General features: G+C 64.3%; 21 protein-coding genes. 17 read left to right on the forward strand and 4 right to left on the reverse strand.

All coding sequences use genetic code 11. The annotated features are described in order from the left end of the window. Nucleotides 1-52: 52 nt before the first annotated feature. Nucleotides 53-1,339 carry an NAD(P)/FAD-dependent oxidoreductase gene (locus SPH52_RS04370; protein WP_411793772.1) on the reverse strand — a complete coding sequence of 429 codons (1,287 nt, stop codon included), beginning with the start codon at nt 1,337-1,339 and terminating at the stop codon, nt 53-55. A gap of 245 nt (nt 1,340-1,584) precedes the next feature. Between SPH52_RS04370 and dnaX the strand changes: the two genes are divergently transcribed. Genes dnaX through SPH52_RS04400 form a run of 6 tightly spaced genes read left to right on the forward strand, consistent with a single transcriptional unit; the run spans nt 1,585 to nt 6,570 of the window. Then, nucleotides 1,585-3,618 (forward strand): DNA polymerase III subunit gamma/tau, encoded by a 2,034-nt coding sequence (gene dnaX, locus SPH52_RS04375; protein ID WP_411793773.1) that lies wholly within the window; start codon nt 1,585-1,587, stop codon nt 3,616-3,618. Between the two features lie 38 nt (nt 3,619-3,656). Next, nucleotides 3,657-3,983, forward strand: a complete 327-nt coding sequence (locus SPH52_RS04380) for a YbaB/EbfC family nucleoid-associated protein (protein WP_411793774.1) — start codon at nt 3,657-3,659, stop codon at nt 3,981-3,983. A gap of 55 nt (nt 3,984-4,038) precedes the next feature. Continuing rightward, nucleotides 4,039-4,644 carry a recombination mediator RecR gene (gene recR, locus SPH52_RS04385; RefSeq protein ID WP_411793775.1) on the forward strand — a complete coding sequence of 202 codons (606 nt, stop codon included), beginning with the start codon at nt 4,039-4,041 and terminating at the stop codon, nt 4,642-4,644. 35 nt (nt 4,645-4,679) lie between these two features. Further along, nucleotides 4,680-5,810: a ribonuclease D gene (gene rnd / locus SPH52_RS04390; protein ID WP_411793776.1), complete on the forward strand. Its 1,131-nt coding sequence runs from the start codon at nt 4,680-4,682 to the stop codon at nt 5,808-5,810. Then, entirely contained in the window at nt 5,807-6,118 is a 312-nt protein-coding gene (locus SPH52_RS04395) for a YcgL domain-containing protein (RefSeq protein ID WP_411793777.1), read from the forward strand. Before rnd ends, SPH52_RS04395 begins: the two co-directional genes overlap by 4 nt. 2 nt (nt 6,119-6,120) lie before the next feature. Then, nucleotides 6,121-6,570 carry a YcgN family cysteine cluster protein gene (locus tag SPH52_RS04400; protein ID WP_411793778.1) on the forward strand — a complete coding sequence of 150 codons (450 nt, stop codon included), beginning with the start codon at nt 6,121-6,123 and terminating at the stop codon, nt 6,568-6,570. Nucleotides 6,571-7,075: 505 nt separating this feature from the next. On the opposite strand, the gene SPH52_RS04405 is transcribed toward SPH52_RS04400, so the two are convergent. Together SPH52_RS04405 and SPH52_RS04410 are read right to left on the reverse strand one after the other, a co-directional pair. After that, nucleotides 7,076-7,543 (reverse strand): hypothetical protein, encoded by a 468-nt coding sequence (locus SPH52_RS04405; protein WP_411793779.1) that lies wholly within the window; start codon nt 7,541-7,543, stop codon nt 7,076-7,078. 43 nt (nt 7,544-7,586) lie between these two features. Further along, complete coding sequence (locus tag SPH52_RS04410) at nt 7,587-9,677, reverse strand: S9 family peptidase (protein WP_411793780.1); 2,091 nt, start codon at nt 9,675-9,677, stop codon at nt 7,587-7,589. A gap of 84 nt (nt 9,678-9,761) precedes the next feature. Here SPH52_RS04410 and SPH52_RS04415 point away from each other — a divergent pair, with 84 nt between their 5' ends. From SPH52_RS04415 to SPH52_RS04455, 9 genes are all read left to right on the forward strand, one after another. After that, nucleotides 9,762-10,232: a hypothetical protein gene (locus SPH52_RS04415; RefSeq protein WP_411793781.1), complete on the forward strand. Its 471-nt coding sequence runs from the start codon at nt 9,762-9,764 to the stop codon at nt 10,230-10,232. 9 nt (nt 10,233-10,241) lie between these two features. Beyond that, a complete protein-coding gene (locus tag SPH52_RS04420; RefSeq protein WP_411793782.1) occupies nt 10,242-12,086 on the forward strand; it encodes a VWA domain-containing protein in 1,845 nt (614 codons plus the stop codon). Beyond that, nucleotides 12,079-12,909, forward strand: coding sequence for a class II glutamine amidotransferase (locus SPH52_RS04425; protein ID WP_411793783.1), 831 nt, complete (start codon nt 12,079-12,081; stop codon nt 12,907-12,909). Before SPH52_RS04420 ends, SPH52_RS04425 begins: the two co-directional genes overlap by 8 nt. A 215-nt stretch (nt 12,910-13,124) precedes the next feature. Next, the gene (locus tag SPH52_RS04430) at nt 13,125-14,798 is read left to right on the forward strand and encodes an AMP-binding protein (RefSeq protein ID WP_411793784.1); all 1,674 of its coding nucleotides are present in this window, start codon (nt 13,125-13,127) and stop codon (nt 14,796-14,798) included. A 183-nt stretch (nt 14,799-14,981) separates the two neighbouring features. Further along, on the forward strand, nt 14,982-18,932 hold the full coding sequence (hrpA, locus tag SPH52_RS04435; RefSeq protein WP_411794101.1) for an ATP-dependent RNA helicase HrpA: 3,951 nt from the start codon (nt 14,982-14,984) through the stop codon (nt 18,930-18,932). Nucleotides 18,933-19,016: 84 nt separating this feature from the next. Beyond that, complete coding sequence (locus tag SPH52_RS04440; RefSeq protein ID WP_411793785.1) at nt 19,017-20,138, forward strand: beta-ketoacyl-ACP synthase III; 1,122 nt, start codon at nt 19,017-19,019, stop codon at nt 20,136-20,138. A 39-nt stretch (nt 20,139-20,177) separates the two neighbouring features. Then, nucleotides 20,178-20,957, forward strand: a complete 780-nt coding sequence (locus SPH52_RS04445) for a VacJ family lipoprotein (protein WP_411793786.1) — start codon at nt 20,178-20,180, stop codon at nt 20,955-20,957. An 11-nt stretch (nt 20,958-20,968) separates the two neighbouring features. After that, the gene (locus SPH52_RS04450) at nt 20,969-22,174 is read left to right on the forward strand and encodes a PP2C family protein-serine/threonine phosphatase (protein WP_411793787.1); all 1,206 of its coding nucleotides are present in this window, start codon (nt 20,969-20,971) and stop codon (nt 22,172-22,174) included. Continuing rightward, nucleotides 22,161-22,673 carry an STAS domain-containing protein gene (locus tag SPH52_RS04455; protein WP_411793788.1) on the forward strand — a complete coding sequence of 171 codons (513 nt, stop codon included), beginning with the start codon at nt 22,161-22,163 and terminating at the stop codon, nt 22,671-22,673. The genes SPH52_RS04450 and SPH52_RS04455 overlap by 14 nt, the downstream gene beginning before the upstream one ends. A 65-nt stretch (nt 22,674-22,738) precedes the next feature. Here the strand turns inward: SPH52_RS04455 and tal are convergent, their stop codons facing one another. Continuing rightward, complete coding sequence (gene tal / locus SPH52_RS04460) at nt 22,739-23,674, reverse strand: transaldolase (RefSeq protein WP_411793789.1); 936 nt, start codon at nt 23,672-23,674, stop codon at nt 22,739-22,741. A 142-nt stretch (nt 23,675-23,816) separates the two neighbouring features. Here tal and SPH52_RS04465 point away from each other — a divergent pair, with 142 nt between their 5' ends. Together SPH52_RS04465 and SPH52_RS04470 are read left to right on the forward strand one after the other, a co-directional pair. Further along, complete coding sequence (locus SPH52_RS04465; RefSeq protein ID WP_411793790.1) at nt 23,817-25,001, forward strand: multidrug effflux MFS transporter; 1,185 nt, start codon at nt 23,817-23,819, stop codon at nt 24,999-25,001. Next, the gene (locus tag SPH52_RS04470) at nt 24,994-25,728 is read left to right on the forward strand and encodes a sulfite exporter TauE/SafE family protein (RefSeq protein WP_411793791.1); all 735 of its coding nucleotides are present in this window, start codon (nt 24,994-24,996) and stop codon (nt 25,726-25,728) included. Before SPH52_RS04465 ends, SPH52_RS04470 begins: the two co-directional genes overlap by 8 nt. The last annotated feature ends 106 nt before the right edge of the window (nt 25,729-25,834 follow it).

The following is a 25,834-nucleotide window of genomic DNA, read 5'->3' on the forward strand; positions in this document are numbered from 1 at the left end:
GGCTCACGACTCTAATTTTTGGGCGAAGCCCACTATAAGCAGCGGCGAAACCCTAACGCCAGCGCTCGAGAAGCTGGTAATACCACATCCCGACGGCCAGCAGCGGATTGCCCAGCGCATCGCCGAACGGCACCTTGACGTGGCGACAGGCGGCAAAGGTGTCGAACTCCTCCAGATGTCCGGCAATCGCCTTGGCCATGATCTCGCCGACGATGTGTGAAGTTGCCACCCCATGCCCCGAATAGCCCTGGGCGTAATAGACGTTATCCGACAGTTGGCCCAGCATGGGGATGCGATTGACCACGATGCCGGCCATGCCCTGCCAGGCGTAATCGATCTGCGTGCCCGCAAGCTGGGGGAAGGTTGCCTCCAGGCGCGGACGCAGCTCGGCGGCGATGTCGGGGGAGTCCTTGCCCGAGTAGTTGGCGCCGCCGCCGAACAGTAGCCTGCCGTCGGCGGTGAGGCGGTAGTAGTCGAGCACGAAGCGACAGTCGTAGACGGCAAGGTCATGGGGGTTGATGGCCTCGGCCAGCCCGCCCAGCGGCGCGGTGGTGACGATGCCCAGCGAGGCCGGAAACAGCCTGCCGCCCAGTCGGCGGCGCTCCAGGCGGTGATAGGCGTTGCCCGCCAGCAGCACCCGCTCGGCATGCACGCTGCCGTTTGAGGTGATCACGGCGGGCGAGGGGCCGTGGTCGATTCGGACCACCGGAGAGTCCTCGAAGATCCTTGCGCCCAGTGACTCGGCGACGCGCGCTTCCCCCAGGCACAGGTTGAGTGGGTGCAGGTGCAGGTTGTAGCGGTTGAGCAGCCCACCATGGTAAAGCTCGGTGCGTATGACGTCGCGCACCTGGCGCGCATCGAGCAGCTCGACGTATTCGCCCATGTCGCGGGCCTGGCAGGCCTCGAAGTCGGCCTGGAGTGCTGCCATGTGCGATGGCTTCCAGGCTGCCTGCAGATGACCCAGCTTCAGGTCGCAGGCAATGCCATACTTTTCTACCCGCTCACGGATGATGCGCTGGCCGCGCCAGCGCAGATTCCAGACGAAATCGTCGGCAGCCTGGCCCAGGGTGCGGCGCATCTGCTTGCGCATGGCCGCTTCGCCGGAAAGGCTGCCGGTCACCTGGCCGCCGTTGCGGCCGCTGGCGCCCCAGCCGACCTTGTTGGCCTCGATGATGGCGACCCGATAGCCGCGCTCGGCCAGCTCCACCGCTGAAGCCACCCCGGTGAAGCCGCCGCCGACGATGGCTACGTCGACCGTCACGTCGCCCTCCAGTCGGGGGTGGTCCGATTCCTGATGGATCGATGCGGTATAGTAGGAGGCGCAGCGTGAGTGGGTCATGGAGACTCCGGAGTGTCGAAAATACTCAACGCATGCTAGCACAGTCTGCCTGTCTGATGAGCCCTGAGAGCGATGTCTGCCACGGGGGGACGCTCACCATTTGGGGGCGAACTTTGCGCCTCCGGCAACAGCCGGTAGAATGGGAGTTTTCGTGTTCGGCTCGACGCCGGACGACTCGCCGGGGCGCAGCAGGCCCTGCTCCGATCGGCTGCCCACCAGCCCCGTTTCAAGGAATTCGTGCCGCAATGAGCTATCAGGTTCTGGCCCGCAAGTGGCGGCCGCGTACGTTCCACGAACTGGTCGGCCAGGAACACGTCCAGCGTGCGCTGGTCAACGCCCTCGACCAAGGGCGCTTGCATCACGCTTATCTGTTCACCGGCACGCGCGGCGTTGGCAAGACGACTCTGGCAAGAATACTTGCCAAATGCCTCAACTGCACCGCCAAGGGATATGGTGACGACGGCGTCACTTCCACCCCTTGCGGCGAGTGCAACAGCTGCCGTGCCATCGACGAAGGGCGTTTCGTCGACCTGATCGAGGTGGATGCCGCCTCGCGCACCAAGGTGGAGGATACCCGCGAGCTGCTCGACAACGTGCAGTACGCTCCCACCCAGGGCCGCTACAAGGTGTATCTCATCGACGAGGTGCACATGCTCTCCACCAGCAGTTTCAATGCCCTGCTCAAGACGCTGGAAGAGCCGCCGCCCCACGTCAAGTTCCTGCTCGCCACCACCGACCCGCAGAAGCTGCCCGCCACGGTGCTGTCGCGCTGCCTGCAGTTCACCCTCAAGAACATGCCGCCGGAGCGCATTGTCAGCCACCTGGCCAAGGTGCTCGAGGCCGAGGATATCGGCTTCGAGGAGAGTGCGCTGTGGCTGCTGGGGCGGGCTGCCGACGGCTCCATGCGCGATGCCATGAGCCTGACCGACCAGGCCATCGCCTTCGGCCAGGGTCAGGTCCACCATGCCGACGTCGCGGCGATGCTGGGCACGCTCGATCACCGCCACGTACTGGCGCTGGTCGAGGCCCTGGCCGACACCGATGCTCCCCGGCTATTGAGCGAGATTGCCCAACTGGCCGAACAGGGGCCGGATTTCGCCGCGGTACTGGACGACATGACGGCCGTGTTGCACCGCCTGGCAGTGGCCCAGATGGTGCCGGACGCCGTGGACAACGGCCACGGTGATCGTGAAACGGTGCTGGCCCTGGCTTCGCGCTTTACCGCCGAGGATGTGCAGCTTTATTACCAGATCGGTATCCAGGGGCGTGGCGATATGGTCAATGCCCCCGATCTGCGCACGGCGCTCGAGATGACCTTGTTGCGTATGCTCGCTTTCCGTCCTCAGGGAGTGCCTCAGCCAGCGAAGACGCCATTGCCGCTGCGCAGTGCCGGCGGTGGCGGTACCTCTACTGCCCCCGTGGACGCAGCGGGTGAGCCGAAAAGCAATGCCCAACTCGCAGGCAGTGCGGCTACCGTGCCAGCGGATCGAACATCGCCGGAACCCGAACCGCCGGCCGAGTCGGCTGCAGTGCAGAGCGCGCCGGAGTCTGCTGCCGAGGCCGAAAGAGCACCCGAGCCGCCTCCGCCCTGGGAGGAGCCGGACGACGAGGCAATGGCACCGCCATTGGGTGAGGTTGCTCCTGCCTCGGCGGAGCCCACCCCGAAGGCACCCGCCACCGCCCATGCGCAAGAGCACGCCGCGCCGATGCTAGCGATCGCGCAGCCGTATGCCAGCAGGCAGGAAATGGCGCCAAGGGAAGATGAGGGCGACACTGCGGTACTCGAGGCGCCGGAACCCGTTGCCGAAACGCCACCTTCAGAGCAGCCGGTCGCCGAAGCGCCGAAGCCACAAGTCATTGCTGCCCGCGGTGAGCTGCTCGACCATGACTATTGGCTGGAAAGTTTCGACAGCCTGGGCCTGGGAGGGCTGACGCGCAACCTCGCAGCCCACTGCGTGGTCGAAACCGATGATGGCAACCGGCTGACGCTGCGCCTGGACCCATCGCAGGAAGCCATGAACGCAGAGATTCACGTGCGCCGTGTACAGGAGGCGCTGGCCACCATCGGCGTGTCGCGCCAGTTGGTGATCGAGCCGGGCCCATTGCCGACGCAGGTGGAAACTCCGCGCCAGCGCGCCGACCGCATCGCCGCCGAGCGTCACGCCGAGGCCGTGGCGGCTCTGCAGCGTGACCCTCATGTCAGGCAGCTGCAGGATACCTTCGGCGCACGCTTGATCGAATCGAGCGTCAAGCCGGCGGAAATGGCTCCAAGGGCCTGATACCGACAGTTTCATTTTGCCAAGCGAGAGGAACGACCATGATGAAAGGTGGAATGGGCAACCTGATGAAGCAGGCCCAGGAAATGCAGCAGAAGATGCAGCGCGTCCAGGAAGAAGTCGCCAAGGCCGAGGTGACCGGTGAAGCTGGTGCCGGTATGGTCAAGGTGACCATGAACGGTCGTCATGACGTGAGCAAGGTCGATATCGACCCCAGCGTCATGGAGGAGGAAAAGGAGCTGCTGGAGGACCTGCTGGCCGCGGCGGTCAACGATGCCGTGCGCAAGGTCGAAGCCAGCTCGCGGGAGAAAATGGAAGAAGCCACGGCAGGGCTCAATCTGCCGCCCGGGTTCAAGTTGCCCTTCTGATAGACCCAAATCGGTGCACTAGTCCCGCGGGCTTACCATCTTCTAGAGGTATCGAATGAGCTTTTCCCCCCTCCTGGAGAGGTTGATGGAGTCGCTGCGGGTGCTGCCGGGGGTGGGTCCCAAGACCGCGCAGCGCATGGCGATGCACCTGCTCGAGCGTGACCGCGACGGCGGTCGTCGGCTGGCCGCCGTGCTCGAGCAGGCGATCGAGCAGGTGGGCTATTGCCGCCGCTGTCGTACCCTCACCGAGGAGGAGATCTGCGGGCTCTGCATCAGTAGCCGGCGCGACGACGCCCTGCTGTGCGTGGTAGAGTCGCCGGCCGACCAGTTGGCCATCGAGGAGGCGGGCGGTTTTCGCGGTCGCTATTTCGTGCTCCATGGCCATCTTTCGCCGCTGGATGGCATCGGCCCCGAGGACATCGGCCTCGACCAGCTCGAGGCACGCATTGCCGAAGGCGGTATCAGCGAAGTGATTCTGGCCACCAACCCGACGGTGGAAGGCGAAGCTACTGCTCACTACATCGCCGCTCAGCTTTCACCTCACGGTGTGACGCTTACGCGCCTGGCCTATGGCGTGCCCATGGGCGGCGAACTCGAATACGTCGATGGCGGCACTCTCAGTCGTGCGTTCAATGGACGCTTGCCGTTTCGTGGCGATTGATACCGACTCACTGTCCTTACCTGCTGGATGACCGCATGACCTTGACCCCCGAGATATACTGGATCGATACGTCCGAGGCGCTGGATGCCGCTTGCGCCGAAGTGGCCCAGGCCGAAGTGATAGCGCTGGATACCGAGTTCTTTCGCGAGAAGACCTTTCACCCGGTACCGGCCTTGATCCAGTTCTCCGCGGGTGGTCCGGCCTGGCTGGTCGATCCACAGGTGGTCGAATGCACTGAATCCTTCCGTCGGCTGCTGGGCGCGGGGCCGCTGAAGCTGCTGCATGCCAGCAGCGAGGATCTCGAAGTGCTGGCGCACTGGGCCAATGTGACGGTTGCCCCGCTGGTGGATACGCAAATTGCCCAGGCGCTGCTGGGGGAGGATCCCGCCATGGGCTACCAGCGCCTGGTGCAGCACTGGACCGGCGAGACTCTGCCCAAGGATGAGACCCGTTCAAACTGGCTGCAGCGTCCCCTGAGCGACTCCCAGCGGCTCTATGCCGCTCTCGACGTGGTGTGCTTGCTTGAGGTCTGGGAGCACCAGCGTGAAGCGTTGGAGCGGCAGGGGCGGCGCGAATGGCTAGAGGCCGATTGTCGTGAACTGATGGCCCAGGCCCTGCGCAGCGACGAGGCGGATGGGCAGTGGTTTCGTCGTCATCGCCAGCTGTGGCGGCTTTCGCCGCGCCAGATCGAAGCTTACCGGCTGTTGACAACCTGGCGCGAAGGCGAGGCCCGGCGACGCAACCTGCCGCGAGGGTGGCTGTTCAACGACCGGGTGCTTTACGGCATTGCCGAAAGTATGCCCGAGAATCGCTACCAGCTCGCCGAGGTCGACGAGGTCAAGCCGAGCCAGGTCAAGCGCGATGGCGATACCCTGCTGGCGTTGGTGAAACAGGCGCAACAGTGCGAAGTGGGGGCGTTGCCTGCCGCGCTGCCGTCACCCATGGGGGCGGAGTACAAGCGTCGCCTGAAGGCGCTGAAGCGGGTCGTGAACGACAGTGCCGAGCAACTGGGCATGGCGCCCGAGGTGTTGATGCGCAGGCGCGACCTGGAAGCCTTGATTGCCGCCGACCTGGTGGCCGAACCGCTACCCCTGCCCCAAGGCTGGCGTGGTGAGCGCCTTGCGGCGCCCTTGAAGCAAGCACTGGACGAGGTGAAGACCGAATGACGGATGACCGCATGCAAGGCGACAAGCTGCTGTGCGAGATCTACAAGAGCCCGCGCAAGGAGGAAATGTATCTCTACGTGGACAAGCGGCAGGGGCTGGCCAAGGTGCCCGAGGCGTTGCTTGAACGATTCGGCAAGCCAGTTTCGACCATGACCATGATCCTGACACCGGAAAAAAAGCTGGCGCGCGCGCAGGCGAGCGAAGTCATGGCGGCGATTCGTGACAAGGGATTCTATTTTCAGATGCCGCCAGCCAAGGAGGAGTATTTGCTTGATCTGTATCGCACGCCCACCGAGGCGCGCTACTGAATATGCGTGAGCGTTTCTGGGAGCGCTTCGATCTCGAGGAACTCACCGCCGAGGAGTGGGAGGCGCTGTGCGACGGCTGCGGCCAGTGCTGCCTGCTCAAGTTCCAGGATGACGAAAGCGGCGATCTCGCCGTGCTCGGTGTTGCCTGTGAGCTGCTGGACATTCACAGCTGCCGCTGCAGCGATTATCCCAACCGCCAGGCCCAGGTGCCGGACTGTGCCCGGCTCACGCCTCAGCGCGTCGACGAGTTCCGCTGGTTGCCGAAATCCTGCGCTTACCGTCGCATTGCGGAGGGGCGCCGGCTGGCGGGCTGGCACCCGCTGATCTCTGGCGACCCTGAGCGGGTTCACCGCAAGGGCATCAGCGTTCGGAGCTTTGCCGTTTCCCAGCGGGACGTGGCCGAGGACGAGCTGGAAGACTACATCATCGCCATACTGCCGATCGACGGTTGATCCTTCCAAAGGCTGAGCGTGACTGGTTCGCTCCAGTCTTGGTTTGAGCCGTTGCCTTTCGTTTTCACATCAGGCGCCTGATGTGCATTTTCATCCTAGCTTCCGATGGCCAATTTCCCCGATCCCTATGATGCTGAATGTTGCTATTTGTAACTTTCTGTTTCATAGACGAGGCGATGCCAATAGCTTGGCTGCCAGTGCAGGCGGGAAGGAGGGGATCATGAAACGGGTATGGACGACGACGGCAGGACTGGCGTTTGGCGCCATGATGACCACGAGTGCTCTGGCACAGTCGCCGATATGGAGCGAGCCGCTCGGCGACGAGGAGATGGCCGCGCGCTGGAACGCGCTGTTCAACGAAGGGGTTGTACTCAGTGACGAAGAACTCGACGAGTTGCTGAAATGGCTGCCACCCACTGGCGCTGGCTTGGGCCTTGGGACGGGGCTGGATGGTTCCTGGGGTGGTGAAGGAGGGGGGCTCGCTCGCACCGGACGCACTTCAACTTCACCACCCAACGGCGGCGGCGACAACGGTAATGGCGGTGGCGGTAACGGTGGTGGCGGCGGCGGTAACGGTGGTGGCGGCAACGGTGATGGCGGCGGCGGTAACGGCGGTGGCGGTAACGGCGGTGGCGGTAACGGTGATGGTGGCAATGGCGGCGGCGGAAATGGTGGTGGCAATGGCGGCGGCGGTAACGGCGGCGGAGATGGTGGTGGTGATGGCGGCGGTTCCGGCGGCGGAGATGGTGGTGGTGATGGCGGCGGTTCCGGCGGCGGAGATGGTGGTGGTGATGGCGGCGGCAGTGGCGGTGGTGATGGCGGCGGCAGTGGCGGTGGTGATGGCGGCGGTTCCGGCGGCGGCGGTGATAGTGGTGGCTCTGGAGGGGGCAGCAGCGGTGGCGCTGGTGGAGGTGGCGCCGGTGGAGGTAGTGGCGGTGGCGCCGGTGGTGGCACCTGATCCCGCAGCAGCCATAGAGAAGACCCGGCCTGAGGTCGGGTCTTCTTCATTCTGGCGTTCAGGGTTCCTTGTCGGCCAGCCCCAGGGCCCAGAGTATGAAGGCGTCCTGGCGCGCATTGTCGTGCCACGCCTTGAATCGGCCCGAGGCGCCACCATGGCCGGCGTCCATGTCGGTGCGTAGCAGAACAGGGCCGCGTGCGGTGCCCATCTCGAGCAGCCGGGCATAAAGCTTGGCAGGCTCCCAGTAGGGGACTCGGGAGTCGTGCCAACTGCCCTGGAGAAACAGGGTGGGGTAGGGCTGAGGGGAAAGGTTGTCCAGTGGCGAGTAGGCGCGAATACGCTTGCGCGCGTCCAGCTCATCGGGGTTGCCCCACTCGGTGTACTCGGCGGTGGTCAGCGGCAGGTCGGGATTCTCCATGGTGCGCAGCACATCGACGAAGGGCACGTCGAGCACGGCGGCACAGAAGGCCTCGGGTGCCAGGTTGAGGCTGGCACCGACCAGCAGCCCCCCTGCGCTGGCGCCATAGGCGGCGATTCGCTCGCCGTCGCTGAATCCCTTCTCGACCAGCGCATTGCGCGCCGCGAGAAAATCGCGAAAGCTGTTCTCCTTGTGTTCCAGCTTTCCGGCCAGATACCAAGGCTCTCCCCGATCGCCTCCACCGCGTACATGGGCGACGGCAAAGGCCACTCCACGGGCAAGCAGTTCGAGCCTGGCGACAGAGAACCAGGGGTCGAGCACTTCACCATAGGCGCCATAGCCGTAGAGCAGGGTCGGCAATGGCCGGCCGGCCAGGTCGGCGCGCATCACCACCGATACCGGTATGCGCTCGCCATCGTGGGCACGAGCCCAGATCCGTTCGCAGCAAAGGTCGGCCGGCTGCAGGTTGCCGTGAATCGGTTGGGACTTCAGTACCTGGCTCTCCCCACTGTCGAGGTTGTACTCGAGCCAGCGTACCGGCATGACGAAGGACTCCTCACGCAGGCGCAGGCGGCGACTGTCGAAGTGTGGCACGTCGCCGAGCATTACGCTGCAGGGGGACTCCGGCAGTGGCAGGCGCTCGTCGCGCCGGGCCTCGTGACCGGCATCGAGCTCGACGATGCGGATACGGACCTGGGCCTCGTTATGGTCGCGCTCGGTGATGGCCAGGCCCCATTCGAAGGCCTCGACGCCTTCGAGCGTGGTGTCGTCGCGGTGGCCGAGAAGCGGCTGCCATTGGGCATCGAGATCGTGTTCGTCGATCACATCCAGGCAAAAGTGCGGTGCGTTGCGGTTGTGCAGGATGTAGAAATGCCCTGGGCGGTGTTCCAGCCCATACTCGACGCCTTTTTCTCGCTGTCGGAAGCAGCGCGGCGCTTGCTCCGGCGCCAAGGCCGGTAGCAGATGGCACTCGCTGGTGTCCTTTGAGGCGCTCTCCAGTACCAGCCACTGCCGAGAGCGGGTCTTGCCCAGCCCGAGCCAGAACTCGGGATCCTCCTCACGTAGTAGTAGAGAGGGTTCACCGGCCTGGCCGTCTTCGAGCGGCAGGCGCCAGATGCTGTCGGGGCGCTGCGTGGCATCGAAACGGGTGAACAACAGGGTGGTGTTGTCCTCTGCCCAGGTCAGTTCCGGGCCTATCTCCTCCAGCAGCAGGTGTGGCTCGCCGTCAGGCAGTGCCTTGATATAAAGTGAGAAACGTTCGTCGCCACTGGTGTCTTCGGTCCAGGCCAGCCAGCGCTCGTCGGGTGACAACGCCATGTCACCGAGCTCCAGGTAGTGCTCTGCCACGGCACGTGCCTGCAGATCGAGAAAAACGCTCGTCTCTTCCTCGCGACCATTTGGATGACGCCACCACACGGGATAATCTGCATCGGTGGCCGTCTCGCTCCAGTAAGTGTAGTGGTCAAGTGCGGTGCGTAGCCCGTGAACCGCCAGCTCGCGGCGTGCCAGATGGCCGTGGTATAGCCGCTCGACCAGGCTGTCGAGTGGTGCCATCCAGGCTTGGGATTCTTCGTTGGCGGCTTCGAGAAAGGCCTGAACGCGCGCATCATCTCGCTCTTCCAGCCAGTGCCATTCGGGATCGTCGGCGCGTCGAAACCGTTCGACCGGTGAAGGAAGGGCTTCGGTGCTGATTGCAGTGGGAAACGAATGATGTGGCGGCTGTGCTTTCATTGGGTCGCGTGTACCATACTCAAGGTGACTTTCCATCCTGTACGATTCGTTATCGGCGGGCCGTAACGCGAGAATGAGGTATCAATGCTGACATCCGATTCGATGTCCCTACTATGGCTGACCTATCTGGGTTTGTCGCTGGTCGTACTGCTGGCTGGCTACCTGGGGTTGGCCTTCCTGCCACGCCTGTTGCGCTTGCCTATTACCTGGGCAGTGGCCGGCATACTCTGGATGCCGACCCGCTTTCGGTTGCCGCTGGTGGAAGGGGAGTTCTATACCGGCATGGCGCCAGCGGTGGTAGTGGCGGCCGTGGCCTTTCTCGAGCGAAATAGCTCGGTACTGATCTCTTCAGGCCTGTTGGTAGTCGCTGGTGCCATGCTGGGTGTCGCCGTTGGCATTCTGCAGGCATGGTGGTTCCGTGCACCTGCCATGGCCAGCGCAGGTACGCAGGAAAAGCAGGACAGCAAGAAGCAGCACAATAACAGCAGGCGCAATGGCCAGCGCAGCGAGAAGCCGCGTCAGTCGCCCCAGCGCCGGGAGCCGAAAATCGGCTAGGGAGCCCCGATGGGGAGGGAGTACAACAAGATATGGCGTCGGCTGGCCGGTCTAGCCGGCTGCCTGGTCGTGTCGAGCTGTCTGTCTGCCGCACCGCTCGAAGAACATCCGGAAGTCCGGGTCATCATCGATGTATCCGGCAGCATGCGTCACAACGATCCAGACCAGCTCGCTGCCGAGGCGCTGGAGCTCCTGGTGACGCTGGTGCCCAGTGATGCCAGAGCCGGCATCTGGACCTTCGGCGAGCATGTGGCCAATCCCATACGGCCCGCACCGGTCAATCTCGAATGGCGCGATCGCGCCAGAGCCCTGTCCAGTCTGCTGGTCGACTATCAGCAATATACCGACATCGAGTCCGCCATCTATCAGGCGGCATCGGCTGAGGTGGTGACGGGGCAGCCTCACCTGGTGCTGCTTACCGATGGCATGATCGACCTGCCCACCTGGCGTGGCAGCAAGCCTGCCATCGACAGGGCCTCGCGGGAAGCGCTACTGGACGAGCTCGGGCCGAGGCTGGTCGAGGAGGGCGTGGTCGTCCACGCCATCGCCTTCTCCGACGAGGCCGACCTGGACCTGGTGGAGCGCCTGGCGCAGATGACGGGAGGGCTTTCGGCGACGGTGGCCGCTCCCGATGCCCTGCTGGGCGCCTTCCTCGCCATTGCCGATCGCATCTTCCCCAGCGACCGAGTACCGGTCACCGACCAGCGCTTTCTCATCGAGCCGGGCCTGCGTGGCTTCACCGCGCTGCTGTTCCGCGGCGAGGAGGCGCTGGAGCTGGTGGGGCCGGATGGCCGTCGCTACTCCGCCGACTCCCCGCCCGAGGGCGCCGAGTGGCGCAGCGAATCCCGCTATGACCTGGTGCAGGTGCCCGATCCACAGCCGGGCCAGTGGCGCCTGGAAGGCGCACCGGGACAGGACAGCCGGATCACCGTCGAGTCGCCGCTCAGGCTGCAGACGGCCGGCGTGCCGAATACGTTCTACCTGGGCTTCGATGTCCCGGTGGAAGCCTGGCTCGCCCGCGAAGGTGAGGCGGTGGGCGTCGAGGAGCTGCCGGCGCATTTACGGCTGACGGCGGAACTTCACGATGCATCGGGGGCGGTCCAGTCGGCCGTGGTCCTCAGCCAGCAAGAGGAACGCTTCGTTGGCCGCTTGCCGGCGCCAGCGCTGAGCGGCACCGCTCAGTTCGTCGTGCGTGCCGAGGGGCAGGGCTTTCGACGTCAGCGGGTACAGGCGGTCAACGTGCTGCCGTCAATTGCCGCACAGCATGACGAAGCCAGCCAGCAGGTTCTCCTCGCCGCCGAGCACCCCGCGCTCGATCGCGACAACACTCGTCTGTATGGCCAACTGCAGGGCGCTCGTCTCGAGGCGGAACCCATGGATGAGCGGCATTGGCGCATTGCCCTGCCCGAGCTGGACCTGACACTCAGTGTGCCGCTGATACTGCGCGGTGAAGTCACTCTGGAAGGCGAGACGCGCGAGCTGCACCTGCCGCGCCTGATGCTGTTCCCGTCGGTGGCCACGGCGATCGACCAAGTGGACGCCAGCCCAGCCCTGGAAGTGGCTCGCTTCCACGAGGAACTGTCTCCTATACGCGAGCCGCGCGCGATGCCGGGGCCGGCGCTGCCCGAGCCGGTCGAGCGCGTCATACGGCAAATCCAGGAGTTGCCCCAGGCCGCCCAGGAGCGTTGGCGAGAGTGGAGCCCCGTGCTGGTCAGGCCGCTGGAAGAGGCGGTGCGTGATCCGTTTCAGCGCTGGCTGCTTGGCGGTATGCTGCTTGCCCTTATGGTGTTGCTGCTACTATGGCGAATATTGCGGCGGCGTCGCATAGTGCCTCGGGAGGAACCGCATGTGTGAATTGTTGGGCATGAGCGCCAACGTGCCCACCGACATTTGCTTCAGCTTCACCGGTTTCCTGCATCGTGGCGGCGGCACCGGGCCGCATCGCGACGGCTGGGGGATCGCTTTCTACGAGGCGGGTGGTTATCGCGACTTTCGCGACCCGCACCCCTCGGTACGCTCTCCCATTGCGCGATTGATCACCGATTATCCGATCAAGTCGCATATCGCCATCAGCCATATTCGCCAGGCCAACGTCGGCGAAGTGCGCCTGGCCAATACCCATCCATTCACTCGCGAAATGTGGGGACGAACCTGGTGCTATGCGCATAACGGCCAGCTCGAGGATTGGCAGGAATTATCGCTGAGCTTCTACCGGCCGGTGGGCGACACCGACAGCGAACATGCTTTCTGCTGGCTGCTCGCCACCCTGCGCGAGCACTATCCCGAGGCACCAGCGCTTGGGACGTGCGATGAGACCATGCTCGAGGGTCACCAGGCCTTCTGGCAACTGCTTCATCGTCTGTGCGAGACGCTGCGGGCCAAGGGCGTGTTCAACCTGCTGCTGGCCGACGGCGAGTTCTTCTACACTTTCTGTTCGACCAAGCTGGCCCATATCACCCGCCGCGCTCCGTTCGGCAAGGCGGAACTCTCCGATGCCGAGTTGACGGTGAATTTCGCCGAGCACACCACTCCTGACGACATCGTCTCGGTGGTAGCGACCGAGCCATTGACCTGCAACGAAGCGTGGGTTCGCATGGTGCCGGGTGAGCTGCTGGTATGGCGTCATGGCCGCATCGTGGCCCGTTTCGTTGCCGAGGCTCAGGCCTCCCAGGACTGACTTTCTTCCTCAGCTCGACTTGCCTTTCTGCCTGTTCTTGCCCAGCTTGGTAGCCAATGCCTCGTTCTTTTCCGGGGCGGCAGGGGTTGAACGAATGTTTCAATCGTTCGTTTTACAGCCGCGTGGTGCCTGGTATATCGTAACGGTTTTCAAAATAACAACGGTCGAGGTCGTGGGTGAGTGACCACGTCGCCGATGCTGTGGAGATAGCGCCAATGAGTGAGCAAGCCAACGCCAATATTCTCAACGGTCCCGAGCTGAAAGGCATGGACGAGTACCGATCGCTGATGGATGTCTTTCATGGCGCGGTGAAACGCTTTGCCGATAACCCGGCATTCACCTGCATGGGGCAGACCCTCACCTTCGCCGAACTCGATCGCCTCTCAGCCGATTTTGCGGCCTGGCTGCAGCACGAAACCGGCCTGCAGCCGGGCGACCGAATAGCCATCCAACTGCCCAACGTGCTGCAGTTCCCGGTGGCCGTGTTCGGTGCTCTGCGTGCTGGCTTGGTGGTGGTCAATACCAACCCGCTCTACACCGAGCGTGAGATGGCTCACCAGTTCAAGGATTCCGGCGCTCGGGCGATCCTGATCCTGGCCAACATGGCCAGCAAGCTCGAGAAGGTGCTCGACCGCACCGACATCGAGCACGTACTGGTGACCGAGCTCGGCGATTTGCACGGTTTCCCCAAACGCTTCCTGATCAATGCCGTGGTCAAGCACGTCAAGAAGATGGTGCCGGCCTATTCGCTGCCGATGGCGGTGCCGTTCCGCAAGGCGCTGAAGGATGGCGCCTCGCGTCAGCATCGCGAAGTCGAGCGTGGCCTAGACGATATCGCTGCGCTGCAGTACACCGGTGGTACCACCGGCTTGCCCAAGGGCACCATGCTGACCCACTGCAACCTGGTAGCCAACATGCTCCAGGCGGATGCAGCCATCGGCCCCGGCCTGGAGGAGGGCAAGGAGGTGGTGATCGCGCCGCTGCCGGTCTACCACATCTATACCTTCACCGTGAATTGCCTGTTCCTGATGAAGACCGGTAATCACTCGATCTTGATCACCAACCCGCGCGACCTGGACAACTTCGTCAAGGAGCTGCAGAAGATCAAGTTCACCGCCTTCATCGGGCTCAACACGCTGTTCAACGCATTGTGCAATCGCGAGGACTTCCGCAAGCTCGACTTCTCCCGGCTGCATCTGACGATTTCAGGCGGGATGGCGTTGACCAAGGCTTCGGCAAAGCGCTGGGAGGAGGTGACCGGATGCTCCATCGCTGAAGGCTATGGTCTTACCGAGACCGCGCCGGTGGTCAGCTTCAATCCCATCGACGCCATTCAGCTCGGCACCATCGGCAAGCCGGTGGCGGGTACTTCGGTCAAGGTCGTGGATCACGACGGCAATATCCTGCCGTTCGGCGAAGCGGGTGAGCTTTGTGTCAAGGGGCCCCAGGTGATGAAGGGCTACTGGAACCTCGACGAGGAGACCGCCAAGGTACTGACCGACGATGGCTGGTTCCACACCGGTGACATCGCCGTACTGCAGGATGATGGCTACATCAGGATCGTCGATCGCAAGAAGGACATGATCCTGGTGTCGGGCTTCAACGTCTATCCTAACGAGATCGAAGACGTCGTGGCGGGTCATCCTGGCGTGGTCGAGTCGGCCGCGGTAGGTGTGCCGGATGAGGACAGCGGTGAGGCGGTCAAGCTGTTCGTGGTCAGGAAGGACGATAGCCTCGACGAGAAGAGCCTGCGCGAATGGTGCAAGAAGGAGCTGACCGGCTACAAGGTGCCCAGGTTCGTCGAATTCCGCGATGAGTTGCCAAAGACCAACGTCGGCAAGGTGCTGCGCCGCCAGTTGCGTGATGAGCAGAGCGGCGACAAGGCTTAGCCAGGGCATCATTGGCCGAAGTCCGGCTGGCAGCGTTACAATGACCTGCCCGCTCCGGTTTCCGGAGCGGGCAGGTTTTTCCTTGGCGAGAGGAGTTTCGTGAGTACCGCAATCCATACTGGTTCCACCGCCGCCGCTGACAAGGCCGAGCTCGACCGCCTTGAATACGCGTTGGGCGAGGTCATGCTGCGCGATCGAGAGACGCTGGCGCGCAGGCTGAGTGGCCTTGCGCGGCGCCTGCGCGAGGGCAAGCCGGTGGACCGTGGTCTGGCCGAGGTGGCGCGCAGCGTCGAGCGCTCCGCGCAGTTGGCGGCGAGGCGCATGGCGCGGCCGGTGACGCTGAACTACCCACCCGAGCTGCCGGTAGCCGAGCGCCGCGGCGATATCCTCGCTGCGTTGCGCGAGCACCAAGTGGTGGTGGTGGCCGGTGAGACGGGCTCGGGCAAGACCACCCAGTTGCCCAAGCTGTGCCTGGAGCTGGGCCTGGGGCGCCGGGGCCTGATCGGCCACACCCAGCCGCGACGCCTGGCGGCACGCTCGGTGGCCACGCGCCTGGCCGAAGAGCTCGAGGCGCCACTTGGGGAGCAGGTGGGCTATCAGGTGCGCTTCACCGATCAGACCGGCGACGATACCTTGGTCAAGCTGATGACCGACGGCATCCTGCTGGCCGAGACCCGCCACGACCCGGATCTCAGCCGCTACGAAGCGATCATCATCGACGAGGCCCATGAGCGAAGCCTCAACATCGACTTCCTGCTCGGCTACCTCAAGCGCCTGCTGTCGCGCCGGCCCGAACTCAAGTTGATCATCACATCGGCGACCATCGACGTGGCGCGCTTCGCCGAACACTTCGCTCTGCCCGGCGAAGAGGGTGAACTCGAGCCGGCACCGGTAGTGGAGGTTTCCGGGCGCACCTACCCGGTGGAGGTGCGCTACCGGCCGCTGGTGCGCGAGGCCGACGACGAGGCCGACCGCACCCTGCAGGAGGGTATCCTGCACGCGGTGAAGGAGATCGAGCAGGTCGAGCGCGACAAGCGCTGGTTTCATGGGCCGCGCGACATCCTGGTGTTCCTGCCCGGCGAGCGCGAGATCCGCGAGACCGCCGATACGCTGCGGCGTGCCGATCTCAAGGGTACCGATATCCTGCCGCTCTATGCGCGGCTCTCCAACGCCGAGCAGAACCGCGTCTTCGCCCCTCATGCGGGGCGGCGCATCGTGTTGGCCACCAACGTTGCCGAGACCTCACTCACGGTGCCCGGCATTCGCTACGTGATCGATCCGGGGCTGGTGCGCATCAGCCGCTACAGCTACCGATCCAAGATCCAGCGGCTGCCGGTGGAGCCGGTCAGCCAGGCCAGCGCCAACCAGCGCAAGGGGCGCTGTGGGCGCGTGGCCGAGGGTGTCTGTATTCGTCTGTATGACGAAGAGGATTTTCTCTCCCGCCCCGAATTCACCGATCCCGAGATCCGACGCACCAACCTGGCCTCGGTGATCCTCTCGATGCTGTCCCTCAAGCTTGGCGACATCGAACACTTCCCCTTCGTCGACCCGCCCGATTCGCGCTTCATCAAGGACGGATTTCGCCTGCTCTTCGAACTGGGTGCGGTGGACGAAGCCAACCGGCTGACGCCGGTGGGGCGCAAGCTCGCACGACTGCCCATCGACCCGCGCCTGGCGCGCATGGTGCTGGCCGGTGCCGAGCAGGGCGGGTTGCGCGATGTGCTGGTCGTCGTCTCGGCGCTGGCGGTACAGGACCCGCGCGACCGCCCGGCGGAGAAGCGCGAGGCCGCCGACCAGGCTCACCGCCGCTGGCATGATCCGGATTCCGATTTCGTCGCCCTGCTCAATCTGTGGCAGGGCTTCGAGGCGGCCCGCGAGGAGCTTTCGGGTAACCGCCTGCGGCGCTGGTGCAAGGAGCATTACCTTAATTACCTGCGCCTGCGAGAGTGGCACGACACCTTCCGTCAACTGCGCCAGCTGCTGCGTGAGATGGAGATCGAGGTGCCGCCGCCGGCACCGCTGCCAGAGCCTGCCCAGGAGGGTGAGACCCTCGACCAGGCCCGCCAGCAGGCGCGCCGACAGGGTGCCGTGCAGCTGCACAAGGCGCTGCTGCCGGGGCTGCTCTCGCACCTCGGCATGCTCACCGAGAACCGCGAATACCTGGGCGCGCGCAATCGCAAGTTGGTCATCCACCCTGGCTCGGGTTTGGCCAAGAAGTCGCCCAAGTGGCTGATGGCCTTCGAGCTGGTGGAAACCACCCGGCTGTTCGCGCGCACGGTAGCGAAGATCGAACCGCAGTGGATCGAGCCGGTGGCAGAACATCTGGTCAAGCGCAGCTATAGCGAGCCGCACTGGGAAATGAAGCGTGCCCAGGTAGTGGCCAATGAGCAGGTGACCCTGTTCGGACTGCCCATCGTGGCTGGGCGCAGCGTACACTACGGGTCGGTTGCGCCACGAGAAGCGCGTGAGCTGTTCATCCGTCGTGCCCTGGTGGAGGGCGATTTCCGCACCAAGGGCGAGTTCTTCGACTACAATCGCGCTCTGATAGCGGAGGTCGAAGATCTCGAGGATCGGGTCCGCAAGCGCGACATCCTGGTCGATGAGGAGACCCTGTTCGCCTTCTACGACGAGCGGGTTCCCGAGGAGATCGTCAACGGCAAGGGCTTCGAGGCGTGGCGCAGGAAGGCCGAGGCCGAGAATCCCGCGGTGCTCAAGTTCGACCGCGCCGCACTGTTGGCACGGGAGGCGAAGGAGGTCACCGAGGACCAGTATCCTGACGAACTGATGCTTGGCGGAGCCCGCTACCCGCTCGATTACCGTTTCGAACCGGGTGCCCCGGACGATGGCGTGACCCTGACGGTGCCGGCGGCGATGTTGCCGCAACTGCCCCGGGCGCGGCTCGAGTGGCTGGTGCCGGGGCTGCTGCGTGAGAAATGCATTGCCCTGCTCAAGTCGCTGCCCAAGGCGATCCGCCGGCAGGTGGTACCGATTCCCGACTGGGTCGATGCCGCGCTGGAAACGCTGACGCCCGATGACGTGCCGCTCAGCGAGGCGCTGGGCGAGTTCCTACGTCGACGCACTGGGGTGCGGCTTCACCCCGACGACTGGCGTTACGATCAGCTCGAACCGCACCTGATCATGAACCTGCGCGTGGTCGATCATGAGGGCAGGACGCTGGGCCAGGGACGTGACGTGCGCGAGCTCGAGCGACGTTTCGAGGCCGCAGCGGGCGAGGGCGCGCGGGCATTGGCGGCAGAGGTCAGCGGTGCGCCCGCTGTCGCCGGCCTGCCCGATACGCCGCTGCCGGAGTCGCGGGTGACCACCCAGGCGGGCATTCGGGTCGAGGCCTACCCGGCGCTGATACCGGAAGGCGAGGCGTTTCGCATCGAGCTGTTCGACCACCCGGGCAAGGCCGAGCAGGCCCATCGCCGCGGTGTGGTCAGGCTGGCCATGGCCCGCCTGCCGGACCAGGTGCGCAGCATCCAGCGACTCCGGGAGCTCGAAGCCTGCGCCCTGCTGTTCACCAAGGTGGGCAGCAAGCGTGAGTTACTTGATGACCTGATCGAGGCAGTATTTGCCCGTACCGTGGCCCAGGCGCCGCTGCCGCGCTCGGCTGCCGAGCTCGATGCCCGGTTGGATGCGACCCGTGCCGAGCTGGTGCCCACCGCCGAAGGGTTGGTGGTGACGCTCAAGCAGGCGCTCGAAGGCCACCTGGCCGTGACCAAGGCGCTCAAGGGGAACCTGAGCCTGGCCCTGGCGCTGGTATACAGTGACCTGAAGGTGCAGATGCAGCGACTGGTGCATCCTGGCTTCGTGAGCGAGGCGGGCGAGTGGCTCGAGGAGTACCCGCGCTACATGGAGGCGGCGCTGATTCGCCTGGAGAAGGCGCCGCGCGAGCGCATGCGCGACCAGATGCACATGCAGGAAGTCCAGGACTTCGAGGCGCGCCTGGCGGTTCGCCGCGAGAGCCAGCGCCGAGGCGGCCACGAGGACCCCGAACTGGTGGAGTTCGGCTGGTGGATCGAGGAGCTGCGGGTGTCACTGTTCGCCCAGCAGCTCGGGACTCGCATGCCGGTTTCCGTCAAGCGCCTCGAGCGGCGCTGGGTGGAGCTGGTGGGGCACGGTCAAGGCTGACCTGGGCGTGCCGATATACGAGACATGAGGCATCGGCTAGCTGATGCACAGCCAGCGGCGAGATGGCCGCACGAGGGAGATGATATGACAGACGTCGTGATTACCGGTACGGGACTCTTCACGCCGGAGCACGCCATCGACAACGACGCCCTGGTAGCCTCGTTCAATGCCTGGGTGGACACCGAGAATGCCCGCCATGCCGCAGCGATCGAGGCCGGAGAGCGCGAACCGCTGCTGCACTCGAGCAGTGAGTTCATCGTCAAGGCATCCGGTATCCACAGTCGCTACGTGCTCGATGCCGAGGGCATCCTCGACCCCGCGCGCATGCGCCCGCGCCTGCCGCAACGCAGTAACGACGAGCCCTCGATCCAGTGTGAGATGGGGCTCGCCGCCGCGCGGCAGGCCATGGATGCAGCAGGCGTCGAGGCCGGTGACATCGACATGGTGATCGTTGCCTGCTCCAACCTGGAGCGAGCCTACCCGGCGGTGGCGGTAGAGTTGCAGGCGCTGCTGGGAACCCAGGGGCATGCCTTCGACATGAACGTGGCCTGCAGTTCGGCCACCTTCGCCATCGATCTGGCGGCCAGCGCCATCCGTGGCGGCAACATCCGGCGCGCCCTGGTCGTGAACCCGGAGATCTGTTCGGCCCACCTCAACTTCCGCGATCGCGACAGCCACTTCATCTTCGGTGACGCCTGTACCGCCCTCGTGCTGGAGGACGCCGAGCTGGCCACGGCCGAGATTCGCTTCGAGATCCTCGGCACGCGCCTAGCCACACGCTTCTCCAATGCCATTCGCAACAATGCCGGCTTCCTCAATAGGGTCACCGACAGCGATCCCCTGGCCAGCGACAAGCTGTTCGTGCAGGAGGGGCGCCGCGTCTTCAAGGAAGTCTGCCCCATGGTGGCGGCATTGATAAACGACCACCTGGCCAGTCTCGAGCTTTCCGGCGAGGAACTCTCACGGCTGTGGCTGCACCAGGCCAACCATCACATGAACGACCTGATCGCCCGGCGGGTTCTGGGCCATGATCCCGAGTCCGGACAGGCGCCGATCATCCTCGATCGGTATGCCAATACCAGCTCGGCGGGCTCGATCATTGCTTTCCACCTGCACCATGCCGACCTGGCGTCGGGTGACGTAGGGGTGGTCTGCTCGTTCGGTGCCGGGTACAGTGCCGGCTGCGTGGTGGTGCGTCGGTCATGACGCATCGCCTCACGCTGACACCATGAGGAGACCTGTCCGATGCTCGTGAAGCAGACCGGATTCTTCACCCGTGCCCTGGTCGCCTTGGCGGCGATAGCCATGTTGGCGGGCTGTGCCGGCCGGGTGGCGATGGAGGATCGCCATCCCGATGACCCCTGGGAGGGCTTCAATCGCCGAGTGTTCTCTTTCAATGAGGCAATCGACCGGACCGTGCTCAAGCCGGTGGCGCGCGGCTATCGTACCGTCACGCCCCAGCCTGTACAGACCGGCGTCGGCAATTTCTTTTCCAACCTGGGCGAGATCCGCACCACGCTCAACAGCCTGCTGCAGGGCAAACCCGCCAATGCCGGGCTGTCTACCTCGCGCTTCCTGATCAATTCGACGGTGGGTATCGTCGGCCTGTGGGACTTTGCCACCCACATGGGCATCACCGCCGACAAGGAAGACTTCGGCCAGACCCTGGGTGTCTGGGGCGTAGGCGAGGGGCCCTATCTGGTCCTGCCGCTGCTGGGGCCGAGCACGGTAAGGGATACCTCCGGCCTGCCCTTGGACATGTATACCTATCCGCTCACCTACGTCGAGGATGACAAGGTACGCTACGGCCTGACCGCGCTGCGTATTGTCGATACAAGGGCAGGCTTTCTCGAGCAGGAAGAGTTGATCCGCGGAGACCGCTATGTCTTCATTCGCGATGCATATCTGCAGCGCCGACGCTTCGAAGTCACTGACGGCGAACTGGGAGACGATCCTTTCGCCAGCGACGAGTTCGACTTCGACTTCGATGATGACGACTTCGACGATGGCGACTTCGCCGACTGAGGCCTGAGCCGATGGATGCACCGAAGCCGTTGATCGGCTTACTCGACGAGCCCGGCGCCTATCGCGATGCCTTGGCCGATACCATCGCTCGAGATGGCCTGGCCGTGTACGCTGCGGAGCGCCTCGAGGACCTGCCGGCGGAAACGCTGCTGGTGGTCGCCCATGCCCAGGCCATTCCCAGCCTGGCGTGGTCGAGCCTGACGGAGCGCTTGCCGACGGTGGTGGTGAGCGATTCACGTCTCGATGCCGACCTGCTGACGGCGGTGGACGTAGGGCTGGTAGATTACGTCGTCGAACCCATGCGCCATGGCCAGTTGCTGCGGCGAATGATCCGCAAGGCGATCGAGCTCCGTCAGTTGGAGGATGAGCGCAAGCATGACCGTGAGCGTCTCGCTCAGCTCAATGCGCACCTCGAGGAGCTCAACGAGAGCCTCGAGACGCACCTGGCGTTGCTGAGGCTCGACCAGCAGGCGGGTGGGCAGATCCAGCGCAAGCTGCTGCCGCCTCATCCCCAGACCATCGGTGGTGTGACCTGCGACTACTGGTTGATTCCCTCGCTCTACCTATCGGGGGATTTCCTCGATTTCCAGCGCTTTGACGAACGCTACACGTTGTTCTATTTCGCCGATGTGTCTGGCCACGGGGCCTCGTCCGCATTCGTCACGGTGCTGCTCAAGTATCTGTTCAATCGCTGGCTCGGCGACTGGGACGCCTGTCAGCCGGAAGCGCTGCCGACTCGCTGGCTGTCGGCGCTCAACCGGGAGCTGCTGGATACCGGTATCGGCAAGCACGCCACCCTGTTCGTCGGCGTCATTGACCAACAGACCCAGGAGCTTCACTACTCGCTCGGCGCGCAATTGCCGAAGCCGCTGCTGGTCAACGATGACAAGGTTGTCGAGCTGCCCGGCGAGGGGATGCCGGTGGGCCTGTTTCCCGATGTGGAGTATCCACGTTTGAGGTATAGGTTACCGCCGAACTTCCGGTTATGGTTGTGTTCGGATGGAATACTGGAGTGCCTGCCGGGCGACACGCTCGACTCGCGGCTCAGGGAACTCGAGCAACGTGTTCTGACTTGCGGGACGTTGGAACGACTTCGTGACAGCCTGGTGCTGGACACTCTCCACGACATCGATGCCGAGGGGGATGGCAGCGGTCAGGAACTGCCCGATGACCTGACGATCATGGTGTTGAGCGGATTTGGCAATGATCACGAATGAAGGCCGCGTTCAGGCGGCGTTCGACTCCGGTGTCTTCGTACTCAAGCTGTGCGGCGACGTACGCTTGACGCTGTGCGCGACGCTGGATACCCAGGCCCAGCAGCTTGCGCGCACGCCGGGGTTGCAATCCCTGATGATCGATCTGCGGGAAGCCACCAACGTGGATTCCACCGCCTTGGGATTCCTGGCCAAGGTGGCCATGGCAGTCAAGGACAGGATCCTCTACAAGCCCACCATCGTGGTCGATAACCCGGACGTGCGTCGCATGCTCGAAGTCATGGGCTTTGCCCAATACTTCGCCATGGTCGAAGCGCCGCTTACCGAAACCTGTGAACTCAGCGACCTGCCCGAAGTACCTGCCGACATGGAGGAGATGCGCAAGCGCATCCTCGAAGCGCATCGCATCCTGATGCGCATGAGCGAACACAATCGGGAGGAGTTCCAGCCGCTGGTCGAGATGCTGGAGGCTCAGGAGACCCCACACACCGACAAGCACTAGCTCGTCTGATTTCTCTGTTTCAGCGTTTCAGCAGGTGTGATGCCACGCCTGCCTGTCGCCTCTCATCACTGGCGTAATTCTCCCAGCAGCTTTTCCAGCTTGTGCTGGTCGGCGGCGAACTTGCGGATCCCTTCGGCCAGTTTCTCCGTGGCCATTGCATCCTCGTTCATCTCCCAGCGGAACTCAGCCTCGTCCTGAGGTTCGGGCGGCGATGTTTCGGCGTCGACCGGGCTCAGCCGGCGTTCGAGCCGCTCATGGCTCTCGGCCAGCTCGCCCAGCAGGGCAGGGGAGATGGTCAGGCGGTCGCAGCCGGCCAGCGCCAGGATTTCGCCGACATTGCGGAAACTGGCGCCCATCACCACGGTCTTGTAGCCATGGCCCTTGTAGTGTTCGTAGATACGCTTGACCGACTTGACGCCAGGGTCGTTGTCGCCGCTGAAGTCGCCATCCGGCCACTCCGCCCGGTACCAGTCGAGAATGCGGCCGACGAAGGGAGAGACAAGGGTCACGCCGGCATCGGCACAGGCCTGTGCCTGGGCAAAGCTGAACAGCAGGGTCAGGTTGCAGTTGATGCCCTCGCGCTCCAACTGGCGGGCGGCACGGATACCCTCCCAGGTCGAGGCGATCTTGATCAGGATACGTTCGGGGCCGATGCCATGGCGATCGTAGCGCTCGATCAGAGCGCGCGCACGGGCCAGGGTCGCCTCGGTATCGAAGGAGAGCCGCGCGCTGACCTCGGTGGATACGTAGCCGGGCACCAGGCCGCTGATCTCGCTGCCAATCTCTACGGCGACGGCATCCAGGGCGTCATCGATGTCGGTGGCCTGCCGGGCGATTTCCGCCAGCCGCTCCCGGCGGCCCTCGTGCTGAGCGGCCTGCAGGATCAGCGAGGGATTGGTGGTCGCGTCGGTGGGCTGAAAGCGGCGGATGGCATCGATGTCACCGGTATCGGCCACGACGGTGCTCATCGTCTTGAGTTGGCTAAGCAGATCCTCTGCCATGGTCGTCTCTCCTGAGTGGCGGTATCGGGCCACTTTAGCAATTGGGCGGGAGCGGGAACAGACGCATGAAGAAGCAGGAGGGAATCAGTTGCGCTATTATTAGCCTCCTAGCTTTCTCGTTCACTTGGCAATGGGAGCTGCCTTGACCCTTTCCCCTCGACGCGTGGCATTGCTGGTGGCCATCAACACGGCTCTGGCCCCCTTTGCCATCGATGCCTATCTGCCCGCCATGGCGGCATTGGCCGACAGTATCCAGGCCAGCATCCACCATACCGAGCTCTCCATCAGCGTGTTCATGGCCGGTTTCGCCATCGGTCAACTGCTGTTCGGGCCGGTATCCGACCGGCTGGGACGCAAGCCGGTCCTGCTCTCCGGGCTGGTGGTGTTCCTGCTTGCCAGCCTGATGCTGGCCACGGTCGGTTCGCTCACGGAACTGCTGGCCTGGCGCTTCGTTCAGGCGCTGGGGGGAGGGGCCTGTGTGGTCAATTCGGCGGCCATCGTACGCGACTGCTTCAGTGGCAGGCAGGCGGCGAGCGTGATGTCCACCATGGCCATGATCATGATGCTGGCTCCGCTGGTGGCGCCCCTGGTAGGTAGCGGGCTGTTGCATCTGGCCGACTGGCGGTCGATCTTCATCTTCCTGGCCGGTTATGCACTGTTCCTGCTGTGGTTGATGTCCACCCGGTTACCCGAGACCCGTGACCCGAACCAGCCCACGGCGTCATTTCCACAGGTGCTGGCCAACTATGCCAGCGTGCTGCGCCACCGCGAGGGGCTGGGCTATATCTGCGCAGTGGCGGCTTCCTTCGGCGGCCTGTTCGCCTTCGTCACCGCCTCGCCCTACGTCTACATGGAGTATTTCGGCCTCACCCCGGCCACCTATCCTTTCGTGCTGGGTGCCAACGTTGTCTTCATCGCGCTCTCCAACCGTCTCAATATCCACCTGTTGCATACGCGCACGCCGCTGCAGAATCTCACTCTAGGCCTCGCCGTGCAGCTGGTGGCGGTAGTGGGCCTGGTGGCCGCTGTCATGGCCGGGCTGGCGTCGCTGTCGATGGTGGTGGTGCTGGTGATGCTCTATTCCAGCATGGTCGGTCTGATCACGCCCAATGCGATGGCCTTGCTGCTGGACCGCTTCGGCCATATGAGCGCCACGGCCACGGCGTTGATGGGGGCGGCCAAGTTCGGCTCGGCGGCGCTGGCCGGCGTCATGGTCGGAGCCTTCGAGATCGAGAGCCTGTGGCCGATGGTGGCGACCATGCTGGTAGCCGTACTGTTCGGCAACGTCATGCTCTCACGCTTGGCCGGGCGCCCCGTGCATGCCTGACACTTTCCTGCATTGGCTCGACATGACGCCGATGACCTGGCTCGGCTGCGCGCTGGTGCTCGCCTTGGGCGCCTTCGTGCAGCGCGCCACCGGCTTCGGCCTGGCGGTGGTCGGTGCGCCGCTGCTGCTGATGCTGGAGCCGCGCCTGGTGCCGGTGATCCTGGTGCTGTTCGGATTCACCGTATCGTTGATGACGGTGCGCCACTATCGCCATGAGGTCCGTCTCGGCGAGATCGGCTTCGCGCTGATCGGGCGCCTGCCTGGCAACGGCCTGGGGCTCTGGCTGCTGCTTTCCGCCCCCATGGTGCTGCTGGAGAAGCTGATCGCCTTCAGCGTGCTGTTTGCCGTGGCGGTGACGCTGTTTAGCTTTCGCCTGCCGGTCAACCGTATGAGCCTGTTCGGCGCCGGGGTGATGTCGGGCATCTTCGGCACGGTGGCCGCCATCGGTGGGCCGCCGATGGTGCTGCTGATGCATGGCCTGTCGCCGGACCGCCTGCGTGGCAATCTCTCCGCCTTCTTCATCATCACCTCCAGCCTGACGCTGGCCACCCTGGCGCTGGCCGGCCAGGTGCGCCTGTGGCACCTGGGGCTTGCGCTCACCTTCCTGCCGGCGGTACTGGCCGGTAACGCCCTGGCCGATCGCATCGCCCACCGCCTGGACCGCCGCCGGCTGCAGGGCGCCTCGCTCTCACTGTGCACGCTGGCGGCGCTGGGGTTGCTGCTTTAGACAGAGAGTTACGTTCCGTTCACTTGTCATCTTTCTGCAATCAAGTCGCCGCAGAATCACTCCTGCGAATGGCCATGAGCCAACACGACACCGCCAGGCCGTGGGT

It is taken from the genome of Halomonas sp. A29, from assembly GCF_046723295.1.
Lineage (GTDB): Bacteria > Pseudomonadota > Gammaproteobacteria > Pseudomonadales > Halomonadaceae > Halomonas.